Below are 18210 nucleotides of genomic sequence, written 5' to 3'. Positions count from 1 at the left end.
CTTCTGCACCCGGCTGAGCCAACGGCTGTTTTACGAAAACAAAGAAAGCGCCATGATTGAAAAATGCCAGCTGGCCTCCGATGAGCTGTCCACTCTGGACGTATGGAACAACACCACAGTATCCGGTATTCTGAGTCAGCTGGAAAGTCTCCGGGCCTCCCGGCTTCTGGTGACGGACAGCACCGGGCTGTGCATTTACGACAGCACCGGCGACGCTCTGAACCGGTTCGTCCTGCTGCCGGAGGTTCTGAGCGCATGTCAGGGCAACGATGTGTTCACCTGGCGCTACCACAGCGGGGCCATGATTTCCCGGGCCGCCACGCCCATTGTGGACTTCGGCTCTGTGGCGGGCTGCGTCTACATTACGGAGTACGATACCGCACAGGGCGCCGTGATTGATTTGCTTTTGCAGACCATTCTGCGGGTCACACTGATTCTGGAGGCGGCCGTGATTCTCTTTTCCCTGATTTACAACCGGCATTTTTCCCGCCGGATGCGGGCCATTATGGACTCCATGCACACCATCCAAAAGGGCAACTACAACCAGAAGGTCAGCGTAGGCGGCAATGACGAGCTGACGCTGCTTGCCAGTGAATTTAACGACCTGACCGAGCGGCTGCAGACCTCCGAAGAAAAACGCCGCCGGTTCGTCTCCGACGCTTCCCACGAGCTGAAGACCCCCCTGGCCTCCATCAAACTGCTGACAGACTCCATATTGCAGAACGATATGGACGCGGAAACCATGCGGGAGTTTGTGGAGGACATCGGCAGTGAGGCGGAGCGCCTGAACCGCATGACTGCCAAGCTGCTGTCCCTGACCAAAGTGGACGGCCAGCCGCTGCAGGAATCGGAACTGATTCGCATGGCCCCCACCATCCGCCAGGTGGCGAAAATGCTGAAACCTGTGGCGGAAAAGAGCGGCGTCACCCTGGAGCTGAACCTGGACAAGGACAGCACCGTGCTGATCACCCGGGATGACCTTTACCAGATCGTCTTCAATCTTATGGAAAACGGCATCAAATACAACCGTCCCGGCGGCACCGTTACCGTGACATTGACCCGGGGCATAGATCTTGCCAAACTTACCGTGACAGACACAGGCATGGGTATCCCGGCGGAAGCCCTGGACCATATTTTCGAACGATTCTACCGGGTGGACAAGGCCCGCTCCCGGCAGACCGGCGGCAGCGGCCTGGGTCTTTCCATCGTCCGGGCCATTGTCTCCCGGAACCGGGGTGAGATCCAGGTAGACAGTCAGGTAGGCACAGGGACCCGCTTCCACGTGACCTTCCCCATTTTCGATACGGAGGTGGATGACGCATGAAACGCACGCTTGCGCTTCTGCTGGCCCTGCTCCTTCTCACCGGCTGCGCCCCCACGCCCGCAAATGACAATGCGGTCACCTTTTATTACCCCCGGAAAAACTATGTCTACAGCTTTATGGAGGCGGCCATCGGGTCCGAAAGCCGGGATTCAGCGGACATGGACCTGGAATACCTGCTGCGGCTATATCTTCTTGGGCCCACAGAGGAAAATCTGGAAAGCATCTACCCCATCGGCACCCAGCTGCAATCTCTGACCCAGGCGGGCACTGCTCTGACAGTTTTCCTGTCCTCGGGCAGCAACCGCATGGCGGACATCTCCTTCACTCTGGCCGGAGCCTGCCTCGCCAAGACCTGCTTTGGGCTGGATGACTTCTCCATGGTCACCATCCGCAGCGGAGACCGTGACGTGAGCTTCCGACCCGACGATTTGATCTTCCTGGACACCAGCGCCACTTTGGAAGACACACAGAAAGAGGAAAATCCATGAAATGTATCTCCTGGAATGTAAACGGCCTGCGCGCCTGTGTCGGCAAAGGCTTTCAGTCCGTTTTTGAAGATCTGGACGCAGATTTTTTCTGCCTTCAGGAAACAAAGCTGCAGCCCGGACAGATCTCTCTGGAGCTGCCCGGCTACCATCAATACTGGAACTCCGCCGAGAAGAAAGGCTATTCCGGCACGGCTATTTTTGCCAGGCAGGAGCCTCTGGCCGTCACCTACGGTCTGGGCATCCCGGAGTTGGATAACGAAGGGCGGCTCATTACTCTGAAATATGAGAACTTTTTCTTTGTGACCTGCTATACCCCCAACTCCCAGCAGGAGCTTGCCAGACTCCCCCATCGTCTCCGCTGGGACGAAGCCTTCCGAAACTATCTGCACAGCCTGGACGAAAAAAAGCCCGTTATCGTCTGCGGCGATCTGAACGTAGCCGCCACAGCCATTGACCTGAAGAATCCCAAAACCAACGAAAACAACGCAGGCTACTCCCTGCCCGAGCGGGAGTCCTTCGCCAAACTTCTGGCAGCCGGATTCACGGACAGCTTCCGGCATTTGTACCCCGAAAAAATTCTCTACTCCTGGTGGTCCTACCGCTTCCAGGCCCGAGCCAAGAACGCGGGCTGGCGCATCGACTATTTTCTGGTCTCCGACCGCATTCAGGACAGGATCACTCAGGCGGATATTCTGACGGACGTCCTCGGCTCTGACCACTGTCCGGTGACGCTGGAAATTGATCTGTAAAAACGTGAAAAATCCCTGTATAGACGATAAAACTCGTCTGTACAGGGATTTTTTATAGCGCTTCCCGAGATAGCTTTTCAGGAAAACCGTATGGAGCTTACCATGGCTTCCAGCACAGGCCAGACCTCTTCCGTCTTGTCCTTGGGACAGCGTTTGATTACGGCGTAGGTCCAGTTTCCTACCCGGTACTTAAAGGTGACTTCCAGCCGCTCGTCTCCCCGGGTGCCGGTGACCCGGGTATTCCCTTCGGTTTCAGACATGGTCCACCCCTGGCTGCCCAGCGTCCAGGCCATGGCATCGTCGGAATTCATCTTTCCCAGGTCAACAATAGACAGGCTTTCCCCGTCCGGACCGTACCAGGTGTTGGCATCGTGGCAGCCGATGGTCTCCTTCTCAGCGTCCCGCATTCCCCATACATTTGGTAAATACAGACTATAGCCGTCCAAAACTGTCAGATGGCATTCCATCATAGATTCCCCGTCCAGATTGAAAACACGATCCACCGGCATATTCAGGGTAACGGAATCGTAAAAACGAATGCTGTCCACCATACAGTACATCACGTCTTTATCCCAGGCCTCATCGGCGTATTCCATCTGAATCACATAATTGGTGGTCTCGCCCAGCCGAGAAAACACCTCCATAGTCGTTCCCGCTCCTTCCGCGCCGCTGTGTACGGTCTGGGAATAGCGATTGACCAGCTGCAATTCTCCTTCCGTTCTCTGTCGGGTAATAGGCTTCTTTCCCAGATACGCAAGCCAGGACAGGGCATCCACGTCTGTACCTGTCTTGATTACAGACAGCCGGGCGTCCGGGTCCTCGTCACAGACCCAGCAGTCCGCCGCATACTGCCCGATCATTGTGCTTTCGTAGGTCCAACCGGTAATAGGCACATAGAGGGAAAAGGCATCCGTTTCTGTCAGCCCGCCGACAATGGGTCCGGAGACGCCGCTTCTGCCGGAATAGCCCAGTGTAAGGCAGGAATTCCGGCGGTTTGTCGGGATCTTTTCCGTTCCCGGCATTGCTCTCCACCAGGCATCGTTCGTACTGGAATAATTGTCTCCCTGGGGCATCCGGATCACGGTCTTCCAGCCGGCCTCCCGGCGTTCCAGTCTGCCCCAGCCCCAGTGGCCTCTGTCCAGATAGTAGAACGTTCCGTCCTCCTTCAAAAAGCTCATATCTTGTCTGGTGTATTCCGCGCCGCGGATATTCTCCCCGTCCTGCCAGATGATCAGGGTCAGCATATGCCTTTTGTCTTTTTCAAACCGGATGGCCAGCTCCTCCTGACCGTCCTGATCCAAATCGATCTTTACATAGGCCCTGGGAGCGCAGTCCGGATCCTCCTCCCGAAGACGCTGGGCGTATTCCTCAATGGTCAGGCCGCAGCCATAGGTATCGCTTTGAAAGCTGCGCTTGCTGTTGACGATGTCCATCTGCCAGGGCTTTTCCGCAGTCTGCTTTGGGGCCGCCTGCTGAGTTGTCGGCTCATGGGTCTGTTTTTCAAGTGCCCAGAAAAAGCCGCCGATCATCAGCACGGCTAACGCTGCGGCAACAGCATATTTCACTACCAGTCCCCGCTCACCGCCGGGACGTCTTGCGCCGGTTCGATGGGCTTGTGCCTCCAATATGTAGTTTTCCGGCAGGTCGCTCAGGAGCTTGCGAATTCCGTCTTCTTCATAGCAGTCCCTCCTCCTTCAGATGGTTTTGCAGCTTTTTCCGGGTCCTATGGAGCATGGAGCGGACCTTGCCCGAGGAAAAGCCGAAGTTTGCGGCGATATCCTCCGCACTGTCAAAATACCAGTAGCGGCACAGGAACACGCTGCGCTCCGGTTCCGGGAGCCTCCCCAGAAAGGCGCTGACGCTGGCCAGCAGCTCCCGCCGCAGCACCTCCCCCTCCGGGCTCTCCCCGCCGGGGATGCAGCCGGAGAGTTCGTCCAGGGCATACTTCACCTCTCCCCCGCCCCGCTTGGCCGTCCGGCTTTCCCGCCAGCGGTCAATGGCCAGGTTCCGGGTGATCCGGGCCAGGAACGCGGAGAATACCCTTGGCCTTTGGGGCGGAATGCTGTTCCAGGCGGAGAGCCAGGTATCGCTGACGCATTCCTGGGCATCCTGCCAGTTCTCCAGAATATGGATGGCAACGCTGTAGCAGTAGGCCCCGTATTTTGTCTCTGTCTCCCGGATAGCCTGCTCCGAACGGGCATAGAAAAGCTCCAGGATCTTCCCGCCCTCCATAATGCCGCCTCCTTTCTGTCTTTCATCCATATAGACGGGGAAATTGGGAAAGTGTTTCATTCTCTTAAAGAAAAATGTGTGATATTCTCTGTTTGCGCGAAAATTTCGCCGTTAAGTTTCAGACAGAAGTCCTGTCCGCATCGGAGCCAGGTCGCCCCATGTTCCCTTCCTTGTCCCACCAGGAAAACTTTTTCCGGGGCCGATTGGGAAGCCGACGATATTGGCGTATCCGTTTTTTCCGACCGCTCTCACGTCATATCTGGCGGGGCGATGAGAGCACCGCCCCCGAAAAAAATATCCAGAAAAGTCCTCCTGAATCCAGCCATAATTTGGAAAAAGTTTTCGTTCAAACAGAAGAAGTAAAGTCTATTGAGTCAAAACAAGTCATGCAGCGTAAAAAACGGGCGGCCAGCAGGCCGCCCGTGATGTGTGAACTTAGTACGCAATGCCCCAGTAGATCATCTTGCTGGCGGGCTTGCCGCAGCAGGCGCAGGTGTCGCCCAGATGCTCCTGCTTGAAGGGGATACAGCGGGAGGACATGCCTGCCACTTCCTTCATTTTCAGCTCGCATTCCTCGCTGCCGCACCACATGGTCTTGATGAAGCCGCCGTTCTTCTCCTGAAGCTCCTTGGCCTCTTCCAGAGAATGGGCCGCGTAAATGTGCTCTTCCAGGTTCTTTCTGGCACGATCGTACATGCCCTGCTGGACCAGCTCCAGCTGCTCTTTCACAGCAGTCTCCAGATCTTCCAGCTTGACAACGACCTTCTCCCGGTCGGTCCGGCGAACCAGCACACACTGGTCATTCTCCAGATCCCGGGGGCCGCACTCCACACGCAGAGGCACGCCCTTCATCTCGTACTCGGCGCACTTCCAGCCCACAGAGTTATCGGAATCGTCTACCTTCACCCGGAAGCCGGCATTTACCAGCCGCTCCCTGAGCTTGGCGGCCGCTTCCAGAACACCGGGCTTATGCTGGGCCACAGGCAGGATCATCACCTGAACGGGGGCAATCTTGGGGGGCAGCACCAGACCGTTATTATCGCCGTGGGTCATGATCACCGCACCGATCATCCGGGTCGTACTTCCCCAGGAGGTCTGGAAGGGGTACTGCAGCTTATTATCCCTGCCGGTAAAGGTGACGTTGTAGGCGCGGCTGAACTTATCGCCAAAATAGTGGGAAGTAGCGCCCTGCAGCGCCTTGTGATCCTTCATCATGCACTCCACCGTATAGGTGGCTTCCGCACCGGCGAACTTCTCCTTATCGGTCTTCCGGCCGGGCACCACGGGGATTGCCAGAACATTTTCAAAGAAATCGGCATAGCAGTTCAGCTGCTGCTCCGTCTCTGCCTGGGCCTCCTCGGCGGTTTCGTGGATGGTATGGCCCTCCTGCCACCAGAACTCCCGGGAGCGCAGGAAGGGTCGGGTGGTCTTCTCCCAGCGGATGACGGAGCACCACTGGTTATAGAGCATAGGCAGCTGACGGTAAGTTTGCAGCACATTGGACCAATGGTCGCAGAACATTGTTTCGGAGGTGGGCCGGAAAGCCAGACGCTCTTCCAGCTTTTCGCTGCCGCCCATGGTGACCCAGGCCACCTCGGGGGCAAAGCCATTGACCAGCTCGCCCTCTTTTTTCAGCAGGCTTTCCGGAATCAGCACGGGCATTGCCACATTCTCGTGGCCGGTTTTCTTGAATTCGCCGTCCATGATATGCTGGATGTTCTCCCAAATGGCATAGCCATAGGGGCGCAGAATGGTAAAGCCCTTGACGGAGGCATACTCCACCAGCTCAGCCTTTCGGCACACGTCCGTATACCACTGGGCAAAATCGACCTCCATATCGGTGATTTGCTCCACCTTTTTATCTTTTGCCATTTCTATTTCATCCTCTCAGGTTTTTTCGAAGAACTTTCATTTTATTATAGCACAGCTGTCAAGGGTTTTGCCCGTGTTTGCCATTGTTTTTTTTGTCGTTTTCTGATATACTGACCATAGAAAAAATATGGAGGTCTCATCATGAAGTCCATTCGGGAGATATATAAAATCGGCAAGGGTCCTTCCTCTTCCCACACTATGGGGCCGGAACGGGCGGCGCGGCTGTTTCGCTCGGAGAATCCCCAGGCGGACAGCTTTCAGGTGATCCTTTATGGCTCCCTGAGCAAGACAGGCGTAGGCCACGGCACAGACCGGGTGCTGCGGGAGACGCTGTCTCCCCTGCCCACGGAGATTGTCTTCTCCGAGGAAATACTGCCCGGCAGCCATCCCAACACGCTGGACTTCATAGCTCTGAAGGATGGCCGGGAAATCAGCCGCCTGCGGGTGGAGTCCATCGGCGGTGGAGATATCCGCATCCCCGGCCGGGAGGACAGCGAAAGCGAGGAAATATATGTTGAGCACTCCTTCGCAGAGATCGCCGATTTCTGCAAATGGCGCTATATCCACACCCTCAGCGACTATGTGGAGCTGAACGAGGGCAGCGAGATCTGGGATTTTCTGCTCACCGTCTGGCAGGCCATGAAGCAGTCCATTGAGGACGGTCTCAACGCCACCGGCGTGCTGCCCGGCGGGCTGGGAGTCCAGCGGAAAGCAAACTATCTTTACAACAAGGTCGGCGGCTGCGACGCCCCCGCTCTGAAGGAATTCCAGAAAATCGCCGCCTACGCCTACGCCGTGGCCGAACAGAACGCGGACAATGGCACCATCGTCACCGCCCCCACCTGCGGGGCCTGCGGCGTTCTCCCCGCGGTGCTGAAATACGTCCAGGACACCAAAAATCTGACCGATGAGCAGATCTGCCGCGGCCTTGCTACCGCCGGCATCATCGGCAACCTGACCAAGAGCAACGCCTCCATCTCCGGTGCCGAATGCGGCTGTCAGGCGGAAATCGGCACAGCCTGTTCTATGGCCGCCGCCGCTCTGGCGGAGCTGTACGGCCAGGATCTGGACCAGGTGGAGTATGCCGCCGAGGTGGCCATGGAGCACCATTTGGGACTCACCTGTGACCCTATCTGCGGACTGGTGCAGATTCCCTGCATCGAGCGCAACGCTGTGGCCGCCATGCGTGCTATGAATGCCTGCAACCTGAGCTATTTCCTCACCGGCTCCCGGAACATCAGCTACGACATGGTCTGCCGTGCCATGCACGAAACCGGTGTCAACCTGAACCAGCGCTTCCGGGAAACCAGCGAAGGCGGATTGGCAAAACTCTACGACAGAAAAGGCCGGAAATTGAATTGAAAACGCAGGCGCCCTTCCCACGGGAAGGGCGCCTGTTCCGTTCTACCGATTCTCAGGATGGATGTCAAGAAGCAACGCGCATACAAATGTGGCAGAATCTCGCGAATTCTGCCACATTTCTATCTTTACCGTCCACAGCAAATGTGATTATCCTGTATTCCCTTTAGAATGGGGCGTACCTATCCGTCCTGAAGGCTCCTCGTTTCAATTTCCGGTTTCCAACGGGACTCCCTCAAAGAGTTCGGACACAGCCACAGCCGGGTCGGTACAGTATACCACCCCATCCCGGCTGTACAGGCAGTTCAGCCCATCCAACTCCCAGGTGGAAAGGGCCCGCATGGCCTGAAGGGCCAGCACCCCCGCGCTGCCCTGACCGAAGAGAATCAGGTTGTCATTTTGCGCAGTCAGGAGACCTGTAGCTTCGTCAAGCACCGGCGCACAGACAGTACCGTCCGCATAGGTGTAAAAACGCGCCTCATCCCCCGCCGGGAATGCCCGCAGGGCGGCTACGGAGGCCGGCCCCGCATAGCTGCCCGTCGCCGCCTGGCGGTAAGCCTCCCCCATCCGCTCCAACAGATTCACGCCCAAGGTATCCTCACAAAGGCTGCGGGAAAACCCATCCGAGCTGGTGAGCAGTGCGCCCGTCAGGCCGGCCTCTTCCAGCGCGTCCGCAACGGCGTCTATCAGAAAGGCGTTTTTCACAAAGCCAAAGTCCAGCAGCGTTTCCAGCTCGTTTTCCCGGGCATAGGCAAGATAGCTTTCACTGACGCGCAGCCGGACCTGATTCTCTCCCAGCAGCTCCAGACCGATCTGGGCTGGATCCGTGGCAAAGGCTGTAATCTCCGACACGAAGTCCGCGGCCCCCGGGTTGCGGGCCGGATCATACATAGCCGCGTCTTCATCGTTCTGGGCCGCAAAGAACGCGTTGTAATAGCTGTACAGCGGTCCAAAATAAATGGCACGGCTGCCCGTAGCCAGATAGTCCTCCAACGCCTGATACAGCACATCCCCCACTGTCACCGTTTCATTGGGATGGGTGCTGAGCGCATAGAGGTTCACCGCATCGCCCGACTGGGCGCCAAGCTGCGCGTCCGCCTGAGAAAGGGCGCGGGTATAGACCTGGGAAACCAGCTTCCGCTCCGCCGCAATCCCCTTCTCCCCTTCGCCCAGCCGGTATTGCAGGCTGATCTCCTGGGCCGCGGGGGTGCGTTCAGCGGCTTCTATTGTCTGCCAGCCGGTCTGGGGCATCAGGAGGCTGTTCAATCCTACGCCAAAGGCGATAACCGCCAGCAGAATCGCCGCCCCAAACAAAATAGCACGGAGCTTCACATGCCCCTCAGGCAGCTCAACTCGATCAACTTTCGGTGCGTAGGGCTCTCTGCCCCGGGTGTATCTTGACATAGGCGTTTCCTTTCCGGGTTTGTTTTTGATTTATTTTACTACAGCTTGCCCCTAAAAGCAAGGATGTACCATTTGTACTTTCAGAACGCCGCAAAGGCCGCTGCTTCAGCGGCAGCGGCCTTTGACGTTTTTGTGAAGGGCTACAGCACCGCCAGCACCAGCAGCAGCGCAAACAATCCGATAATCACAGCTCGGAAAATCAGGCCCACGATGGCCCCCTTCTTCAAAGCCTTGAAGTTGCGGATATAATTGTGTTTGCGGAAAATATGCGCGCCCAGCAAGCTCAGCAGAGGCAGCAGGAAGCCCAGGAAATTGTACCAATAGCTTCCGGTATCCCGGGCAGGGGGCATCTGGATATCCTCGGGGGAAATTTCCCTGGCAGACTGCGCGTGGGCAGGCTCGTTCTCGTCCCGGATGGTGATGCTCTTGATGGGTACATTCTTAGCCCGCAGAGCCTTATATTCCTCGATTTCCTTCTTGTTGCCGTAGACAAAGTGGTTGTTGCCGATGTCCACCATTTCCGGCTTGTCCTCGCTGTAGTCATGAACAGAGGGATCATAGGTGAACAGCTCCTTGTTCTTCTCCAGCTTGGGGTCGGGAATGGGGATGGCGGAGATCAGACTGCGGGTATAGGGGTGCATGGGATAATTGAACAGCTCCTCCGCCTCGGCGACCTCCACAATGTCACCCTTGTAGATAACGCCGATGCGGTCGGAAATGAACCGCACAATGGACAGGTCATGGGCGATGAACAGATAGGTCGTACCCTGCTCCCGCTGGAACTTCTTCAGCAGGTTCAGCACCTGGGCGCGGATGGACACGTCCAGAGCGGAAATAGGCTCGTCGGCCACCACCAGCTCCGGCTCCATAATCATGGCGCGGGCCAGACCGATTCTCTGGCGCTGGCCGCCGGAGAACTCATGGGGGTAACGGGTCAGATGCTCAGGCAGCAGGCCCACCTCATTGATCATCTTCTCCACCTTGTCCACACGGTCCGCCTCGTCCTTGTACAGATGGAAGTTGTACAGGCCCTCAGAGACGATGTAGTCCACCGTGGCGCGCTCGTTCAGGGATGCGGCGGGATCCTGGAAGACCATCTGGATATTCCGTATGACCTCCCGGTCCAGAGAATGAGGTATCTTGCCGGAAATGCGGACACCCTTGTAGAGGATCTCACCGGCGGCGCAGGGATTGACCCGGATCACGGCACGGCCGATGGTTGTCTTGCCGGAACCGGACTCGCCCACCAGAGAGAAGGTCTCGCCCTTGTAGATATCGAAGGAGGCGTTCTTTACAGCCTTGAATGCTTTGTCTCCCTTGCCGAAGACAATGTCCATGTTTCTGACGGACAGCAGAATCTCCTTGCCGGTTTTCTCGTCAATGGGGCCATGCTCGGGGATATGTCTGGAAGTAGCTTCCAGCTTTGTTTTCTCGTTATTCACAGCGGCATGACCTCCTTTCAAATGTTGAACGCTTCCACAAGCTTCTCATGAAGGTTGCGGATTGCTTCGGGCTTCTCGATCTTCGGCGCTCTGGGATCCAGCAGCCAGGTCTTTGCGTAATGGGTATCGGACACCTTGAACATAGGCGCGTCCTGAATCGTATCGATCTTCAGGCAGTAGGGATTCCGGGGCGCAAAGGGGTCGCCCACAATCTTATTGTACAGGGACGGAGGCGTACCGGTAATGGAGTAGAGCTCCGTGTTCCGCTGCGCCAGCTGGGGCAGGCTGGAAAGCATGGCCCAGGTGTAGGGATGGCGGGGATCGTAGAACACATCCTCCACGGTTCCCAGCTCCACGATCTGCCCGGCGTACAGGACTGCCACACGGTCGGCAACGTTGGCGACAACGCCCAGGTCGTGTGTGATAAAGACGATGGTATAGCCGAACTCATGCTGCAAATCCTTGATCAGCTTCAGGATCTGGGCCTGGATGGTCACATCCAGAGCAGTGGTAGGCTCGTCACAGATCAGAATCTTGGGCTGACAGGACAGCGCGATGGCGATAACGATACGCTGACGCATACCGCCGGAATACTGGAAGGGATAATCGTCAAACCGGTTCTCAGCGTTGGGGATACCGACCTTCTTCATCAGCTCCAGGGCACGGATCCGGGCTTCCGCCTCAGAGCAGTGCTGATGCTTCAGAATGATGCTGGTAATCTGCTGGCCGATGGTGATGATGGGGTTCAGGGAGGTCATGGGGTCCTGGAAGACCGTGGCAATCTTCTTGCCTCGAATCTGCGTCAGATCCTTGCTGTACTTAATGTTCGCCAGATCCAGCACGCAGCGGCCGAACAGGCGGTTCTCCGCCTCGTCAATCAGCTTGACCCGGAAGGTAACGGCGCCGAACACATCATTGCGGACCTCGTCGGAGTCCATATCCAGACCCTGCCGCATGGCCTCCTTGCAGGCTTTCAGAAGCCTGCGAATCATCCGGTTCCGGGAAACGAAATCATAACGGCCTACGGACAGATATATTTCTTTCGCCAGATTAACATTGCGGGTATGCTGCTCCAGAGTAATGGGCTTGGCAATTTCCTTCCGGTATTGCTCCCTCAGCCCGGCCATTTTTTTTGTGAATTCCGCATTGTAGGCAGTGTCTGCCGCGGCGGCCCTGGCTCTGGTCTGCAGCTGCTTCTTGCGGTCCGCTTCCAGTGCCTCGATCTGCTTGTCCAGAGCGGCGATCTTTGCGGCGGCTTCCTTCACCTGTGCCTTTTCGTGGGAATCCAGCGTCTGCTTGTGGTTAAAGGTCTCCGCCCGCTCAAAGCGCAGATCGGCCAGCTTTTCCTGGTATACGGTGTCCTCCTCGTCGGAGATGGTGGCCCGGGCCTTCTTTTCCGCCTCCAGCGCCTTCATGGCTCTGTAGGTTTCCGCACCGTTTTCCAGCATGGAATAAATATCCAGCCTGGTGCGGATGGAAGTCATCCGCATATCTTCCTTGCGCCCCACGTCCAGGCTGGTTTCCGCCAGATCGGGGTCGTTGAAGATAATCTTACCACTGTCCACGTAACCGTTGGAATCCAGCATATTGGCAAAGGTCTTTGTGAAGACAGACTTGCCGGAGCCGGACTCACCGACAATGGCAATGGACTCTCCCTCGTAGATGTCCAGACTGATGCCCCGGATGGCGGTCAGGGAACGTCCGCGGACCTTAAACTTGACAACCAGGTCCTGAACGGACAGCAATACTTTTTTCTCTTCCATGTTCCATCCTCCTTACATATGGGTTCTGGGGTCGGAAGCGTCGCCCAGATTCTGGCCCACCACGTACAGAACAACGGTAATAATGGAAGCAATGGCCACAGGACTCCAGAACTCCATCTGCCAGCCGGGGGTGACCATGGCGGCTTCCGCGGCGTAGATCAGACGGCCCAGAGACATCTCGCTCATGCCCATGCCGATGTAGGACAGGAACACCTCATAGGAGATGTAGCTGGGCAGCTCAGTGGCAAGCAGGGTCACGATGACGGAAGTCATGAAGGGCAGGATGTTCTTGGTGGCAATTTTGAAAATAGAGGTACCCAGGCAGCGGGAAGCCAGATTGTACTCCCGGTCCCGGATAATCAATACCTGTGTACGGATGAAGTAGGCAATGCTCAGCCAGCCCACAATGGTCAGCGCAAATACCATGGTCCAGAATGTGGGGGAAAACAGCATGGACAAAACGGAGATAATCAAAATCATGGGCACATTGCCGATGATGGTATAGACCTCCATCATGACCATATCCACCTTCTTGGAGAATCCCCACACGGCGCCCAGCATGACGCCGACGGTCATATTGATGGCGGCGCAGATGAAGGCCAGGGAGATGGAGATACGGGAGCCATTCCACACGGCATCGAAGGTGGACTCGCCGGAAGCGCCGGAACCCAGGATCCATTTCAGCTCATGGCCGAAGTAATTCAAAGCCTGGGCAGGTCCCAGATGCTTGGCGTTGGGATCCAGCAGGTTTGCGTAGGCGTCGTAGCTTGTAACAGCGGGATAAATGTAGGCAAACAGAATCACGAACAGCAGAAGACACAGGGCGATGATGTTCACCTTTTTCCGGAAGAACACCCGGAACACGGACTTCCAGTAGGAATACCGGGGAGCCGCGATTTTTTCGGATTCCGCATCGGAATGGGACACAGGAGCAAACAGCTCCTCGTCAGTATACTGGCTCAAATCTTCATGCATTCTTGATCACCTACCCTTGGAAGTAAAGGAAATTCTGGGGTCAACCATGGAAATCAGCACGTCGCCCAGGATGTTGGAAATAACGGTCAGCACCGCATAGAACAGTGTCACGCCCACGATAACGCCGTTGTCATACTTATTGATGGCCTGGGTCAGCAGGTTGCCGGCGCCGGGGACAGAATAAATACGTTCGGTGATGATTGCGCCGGTCATGGCAAACAGCAGGCTGCCGGGAATGCCGTGGACAATGGGAATGGCGGCGTTCTTCCAGATGTGCTTGGCGAAAATCTCATTTTCGCTGAGACCGCCGGAACGGGCGAACTTTACATAGTCGCTGTTCATCTGGTCGATCATATAGCGCCGCATCCACTTCATCAGGTTGGCAACACTGGGCAGTGCCAGAGAGATAATGGGCAGAACATACATTGCCTTGGTGCCGGAATCCATGTCGAAGGTGGTGGGCAGCTTGAAGACACTGCCGCCGATGGCCTTGAACAGGAAGATATACGCAAGGCTGGGCACGGCGATGATGAACATGATATAGAACGTGCCGATTTTATCCAGCAGGCCGTCCTTATAGCGGGCCATCAGCAGGCCCAGGGGCAGACCCAGGACATAACTGAGGATGGTGGCAATAACGCCAATGACAAAGGAGAAGCCCATCTTGGACATATTGTTCTTATGGGTAATGGTATTGGTGTAGTCGTCCACAAACCTTGTGGCGTACATAGCGCTCTGTTCCAGAGAACCGGCCACATAGGTAGCTGTATGCAGGTCATCCGCGCTCTTCTCGGTGTGGCCCGTGGGGAAGATCACATCCTTCAGAATGTACGAGCCCTGAGAGGTGGTCATGGTCTCGAACACGTCAATTCCCCGGTTCACCGTGTAGCTTTCGCCCAGATGCAGCGTGGCGAAATTCTGATGGATAAAGGGGAAAGAATTGTCGAAGTAAAGCAGATATTTGTGCATGGTACCGTTGCCAATAATGGCGGGAGAGAACTTCGTTCCGCCGTAAACGGGATCATACAGAGTAAAGGTAAGCGTCCGGGGACCAATGTCTGTGGCTTCGTCCACATAGTGAACATTGTCAAAGAAAATCAGGTCCGCGAAGTAGCTGACAACCCGCTTAATGAGCGGACGATCACGGGTGGCATAAATCACTGCCTGACCGCCATCCTTGACCTGGCCGTTTTTCTTCCGATCCGCGTCCAGGCGGGTAATGGTATAGCCCTGGGATTCATATTCCTGGGTAAATTTCGCAATGTACTCGTTGGCCGTGTCGGAAGCCTTCTCGGCAGTGACACCGATTTTCATCGCGTCGGAGCGGGTAGCGTCGTCAATTTCTCCGCTGGAGAAAAGGTTCTTGATATAGTCGGAATAGGTGGAATAATCAATATAGCCGAAAGCCTTATAGCGGCTCTGCTCGTAGGTAATTCGGCTGTTGCTCTGCATTTTGGAATAGTTCGGGTCGCCGGCAAAAATGGTGGTACGATCCATCAGGGAGTAAACCAACACCATAATCAAAACGACAACGCAAACCGCAGATAATATACCCTTCAGGATTCTAACGAATGTGTATTTCGCCACGGTATCACCCTTTTTCGTTTTATTTTGAAAGATCGGAAGCCCTGAATCAATCGGCAGAGCCTCTGTCCATTGATTCAGAGTTTCCTTTGCCGCAGGTAGCGGAAAATGTGGGGGAGAAAACTCCCCCACATCAGGTCAACCTAAATGGTGTTGTGCGGAATTAGTACAGGCCGATCGACTTGGTCATGTAGCCGTAGGGCTGAATGGTATCCAGATAGGACTGAGCATCGCCGTAGTCAGGGCCCCAACCGGAAGTACCGGGAGCAACGTCGTAGTTGGCTTCGTTGCCGGTGCTGGTACGGTAGTAGGAGTAGCTGTAAGCGGTGTTGTCGGCATAGGCAACCAGATCAACAACAACCTTGCCGCCCAGGACCTTCTCAATGGACTGCTTGTAAGCGTTCATACGGTTGGTGATGGTCTCACTGTAGGAGCCGTAGGGCACATCGATGTGGATGGGGTTCTCAGCGGAAACCTCAACGCCAACCTGAGCCAGCTCAGCAACAGCCTTGTCCAGGTACTCCACGGCAGCATCGGGATTGAACCAGCCATCGAAGCCGTCGCCGGAGCCGGCGCCGTCGTTGCCCGCGGGATCCCAAACCTTGATGGGATAGCCATCGGCATCCAGCTGAGCCTGCTCGATCTGGCCGAAGTAAGTACCGGCGGGGAAGGTGGTAGCCTCGCCGTTGATCTCAACGGTGACCTCAGCAGTGCTAACCTGGAAGTCGCCGGGGACATAGGCATTTCTCAGGGAAGCGTACTTCAGCTCCTCGCCTACGATGGTGGAGTTGAAAGCGCCGCGGTCGAAAGCCAGACCCAGAGCGTTCCGGAAGTTCTTGTTGCTCAGAGCAGCGCGGGTAGCGGCCTTCTGGTCGTCGGTCTGAGTGGAAACACCAACGGTGTTGTCGTTGAAGTTTGCCCAGGAACCACGGTGGACGTTGACCCAGCCGCAGAAGGTGGAGCCGTCGTTAGCGGTGGTGTAGTGATACAGATCGAAGTAGGTCTTGTCGGAACCTTCGGGCTTATCCTCCTTGGCCAGAACCAGAGAAGAGGAGTTAAAGGGGCAGCCGGCTACGGTGCCGTCCTTCGCCTCGTTGTACATACGCAGAGGATCGGAACCGTCGTTGAAGTAGATGTTGATGTTGTGGGTCTGCACAGAGTCAGCATTCCAGTAAGAGGGGTTGGCAACATAGCTGGTCACGTTCTTCTCGGTGAAGTTCTTAACCAGGTAAGCGCCGCAGTAAGCGATGTTGGCAGGAGTGGTGCCGTAGTTGCCGGAGGTGTACTCCTCGCCCTCAGCGCCGAAGGTGCCGCCCTGAGCCTTGTAGAAAGCCCGGTTCAGAGGAGCGAAGCAGCCATAGCCCATCATGGACAGGAATGCGGGGAAGGGAGCTTCCAGAGTGTACTCCAGGGTGTAGTCGTCAACAGCCTTGACGCCGACCTCGGCGAAATCGGTAACCTCACCGCTCAGGTAAGCATCATAGTTCTTGATGCCGCAGCCACTGCTGCTGGTCATCAGATAGCCCAGAGCATCGTTGTTATCGAGAACGTGCTCCATGGAAGCGACCCAGTCATCAGCGGTAACTTCGCCCAGCTCACGGCCCTGCTGGTCAACCCACTTCACGCCCTGACGCAGGTGGAAGGTGTAAACAGTGCCGTCCTCAGAAACCTCATAGCTCTCGGCAATACCGGGCTGCTGCACGTTCTTGGCATCGTACTCCAGCAGAGGAGCCCAGGTAGGTGCGACGAAGTAGTGGTCAGAGGTATAGCTGGAGGCAATGCCATCCCAGGTAGCCAGCTCATAGTTAATCGCATAGTTCCAGGTGTCATTCAAGGTGTAGCCGTGCTCGTCCAGGTAAGCCTTGGCAGCCTCGAGCCAGGAAGCAGCGTCTTCACTCTCGCCCCACAGAGCGGTCAGAGCAGAGCGATCCTCAGAGGTGATCAGCTCGTTGGCAACCAGCTTGGAGTGCCATCTGTACTCGTCAACGCCCCAGGAAGTGGTGGTGTCGGTACGGGGAACCACACGGTTCATAGCGAAAGCGCCGCCGTTGCCGTACACAGGGGAGAAGACGCCGGACTCCATCAGCTTGGCGTCCGCCATAGCCATCTTGGCCATACGCAGATTCAGGTCGGTGATCTCAGACTTGGCGTCCTGATAGTATTCATTGAATTCGCCCAGGTTCCAGTCATACAGAGCATCGGAAGCATCGTCGTAATCCATAGCGTCGATAGTAGCCCAGTCAGGACCGGTATAGACGTCGCCAGCCGCTTCAGTGGCAGCAGTGGTCTCGGCGGGAGCCGTAGTCGCAGCTGTTGTCGCGGCGGGGGTGCTGCTGCTGCAGGCCGCCATGGAAAGCACCATGGTCAGAGCAAGCAGCAGGGCCAGAAATTTTTTCATTGTTCTTCCTCCTTTTTCATTTTGCAGGAATTTGAATTTCTCTTTTCATACTCCTGCATGAATCGCTTGTTTTCAAGTGACTTGTCAGCATGATACCACGTTTGACAGTGAAAATCAATAGGAATTTCGCGTAAAAACTCTTTTTCAGCAGCATTTCTACCGAATGCACAAACATTGTCCCCATAAATTTCCCGTTTTTGTAAAGTTCACAAGCTCTATTTTTCCATAGCTGGCGCACATACGTTCCGCTCATGCCGACAATTCATGAATTATCCGTGTATTAATCAGGTGTATTCACCGCATTTCAACCGCCTTGCCTGCACATTTGTGCTTATTTTGCGCACACTTTGCAAGACTTTCTTTTTTTCTTTCAGTTTTTCAAATATTTGTTTCTTTTAGCGTTTTTCGTTCGTCCATATAGCCAAAACGACCGTCCGCAAGGCAGGGATTTTGCCGGTGATCGTAAAATAAAAGGGACTGTTGCAAAATAGAAAACCTGTAGGGGCGGCTACCAGCCGCCCGCTGCCTTTCGGAACAGAACACTAGAATTAAGTGCGTAATTCCGTGAGATAGCGGGCGGCAGGTTGCCGCCCCTACAGAAAACCCTATTTTGCAACAGC

At 55.8% G+C, this 18210-nt stretch carries 14 protein-coding genes; 4 read left to right on the top strand and 10 right to left on the bottom strand.

From position 1 onward, the window contains the following. The first annotated feature begins 52 nt into the window (after positions 1-52). The 3 genes from KQI10_RS06575 to KQI10_RS06565 are packed head-to-tail and all read left to right on the top strand — an operon-like array spanning position 53 to position 2561. Positions 53-1324 (top strand): cell wall metabolism sensor histidine kinase WalK, encoded by a 1272-nt coding sequence (locus KQI10_RS06575; RefSeq protein ID WP_216566613.1) that lies wholly within the window; start codon positions 53-55, stop codon positions 1322-1324. Next, positions 1321-1812: a hypothetical protein gene (locus KQI10_RS06570; protein ID WP_216566612.1), complete on the top strand. Its 492-nt coding sequence runs from the start codon at positions 1321-1323 to the stop codon at positions 1810-1812. The genes KQI10_RS06575 and KQI10_RS06570 overlap by 4 nt, the downstream gene beginning before the upstream one ends. Further along, positions 1809-2561 carry an exodeoxyribonuclease III gene (locus KQI10_RS06565; RefSeq protein ID WP_216566611.1) on the top strand — a complete coding sequence of 251 codons (753 nt, stop codon included), beginning with the start codon at positions 1809-1811 and terminating at the stop codon, positions 2559-2561. Before KQI10_RS06570 ends, KQI10_RS06565 begins: the two co-directional genes overlap by 4 nt. Positions 2562-2638: 77 nt before the next feature. On the opposite strand, the gene KQI10_RS06560 is transcribed toward KQI10_RS06565, so the two are convergent. The 3 genes from KQI10_RS06560 to proS all read right to left on the bottom strand — a co-directional run bounded on the left by KQI10_RS06560 (position 2639) and on the right by proS (position 6665). Continuing rightward, on the bottom strand, positions 2639-4126 hold the full coding sequence (locus KQI10_RS06560) for a hypothetical protein (protein ID WP_216566610.1): 1488 nt from the start codon (positions 4124-4126) through the stop codon (positions 2639-2641). 109 nt (positions 4127-4235) lie between these two features. Continuing rightward, positions 4236-4793 (bottom strand): RNA polymerase sigma factor, encoded by a 558-nt coding sequence (locus KQI10_RS06555; RefSeq protein WP_216566609.1) that lies wholly within the window; start codon positions 4791-4793, stop codon positions 4236-4238. 435 nt (positions 4794-5228) lie between these two features. After that, the gene (gene proS, locus KQI10_RS06550; RefSeq protein WP_216566608.1) at positions 5229-6665 is read right to left on the bottom strand and encodes a proline--tRNA ligase; all 1437 of its coding nucleotides are present in this window, start codon (positions 6663-6665) and stop codon (positions 5229-5231) included. A 141-nt stretch (positions 6666-6806) separates the two neighbouring features. Here proS and KQI10_RS06545 point away from each other — a divergent pair, with 141 nt between their 5' ends. Then, positions 6807-8027 carry an L-serine ammonia-lyase, iron-sulfur-dependent, subunit alpha gene (locus KQI10_RS06545; RefSeq protein ID WP_216566607.1) on the top strand — a complete coding sequence of 407 codons (1221 nt, stop codon included), beginning with the start codon at positions 6807-6809 and terminating at the stop codon, positions 8025-8027. A 204-nt stretch (positions 8028-8231) separates the two neighbouring features. On the opposite strand, the gene KQI10_RS06540 is transcribed toward KQI10_RS06545, so the two are convergent. The 7 genes from KQI10_RS06540 to KQI10_RS06510 form a co-directional block, all read right to left on the bottom strand. Then, entirely contained in the window at positions 8232-9428 is a 1197-nt protein-coding gene (locus KQI10_RS06540; RefSeq protein ID WP_216566606.1) for a hypothetical protein, read from the bottom strand. A gap of 140 nt (positions 9429-9568) precedes the next feature. Continuing rightward, positions 9569-10870 (bottom strand): ATP-binding cassette domain-containing protein, encoded by a 1302-nt coding sequence (locus KQI10_RS06535; RefSeq protein ID WP_371818374.1) that lies wholly within the window; start codon positions 10868-10870, stop codon positions 9569-9571. A gap of 17 nt (positions 10871-10887) precedes the next feature. Beyond that, on the bottom strand, positions 10888-12633 hold the full coding sequence (locus tag KQI10_RS11940) for an oligopeptide/dipeptide ABC transporter ATP-binding protein (protein WP_216566605.1): 1746 nt from the start codon (positions 12631-12633) through the stop codon (positions 10888-10890). A gap of 12 nt (positions 12634-12645) precedes the next feature. Then, positions 12646-13608, bottom strand: coding sequence for an ABC transporter permease (locus tag KQI10_RS06525; protein ID WP_216566604.1), 963 nt, complete (start codon positions 13606-13608; stop codon positions 12646-12648). A gap of 6 nt (positions 13609-13614) precedes the next feature. After that, positions 13615-15195: an ABC transporter permease gene (locus KQI10_RS06520; RefSeq protein ID WP_371818373.1), complete on the bottom strand. Its 1581-nt coding sequence runs from the start codon at positions 15193-15195 to the stop codon at positions 13615-13617. Between the two features lie 160 nt (positions 15196-15355). Beyond that, a complete protein-coding gene (locus tag KQI10_RS06515; protein WP_216566603.1) occupies positions 15356-17590 on the bottom strand; it encodes an ABC transporter substrate-binding protein in 2235 nt (744 codons plus the stop codon). Positions 17591-17968: 378 nt separating this feature from the next. Beyond that, positions 17969-18210 (bottom strand): hypothetical protein (locus KQI10_RS06510; RefSeq protein ID WP_216566602.1); only part of this gene is annotated, 242 nt, incomplete at its 5' end.

Source organism: Pseudoflavonifractor sp. MSJ-30 (assembly GCF_018918045.1).
Taxonomy (GTDB): Bacteria; Bacillota; Clostridia; order Oscillospirales; family Oscillospiraceae; genus Faecousia.
The sequence above is the reverse complement of the archived record's forward strand: the minus strand, read 5'-3'. Positions and strand labels throughout refer to the sequence as shown.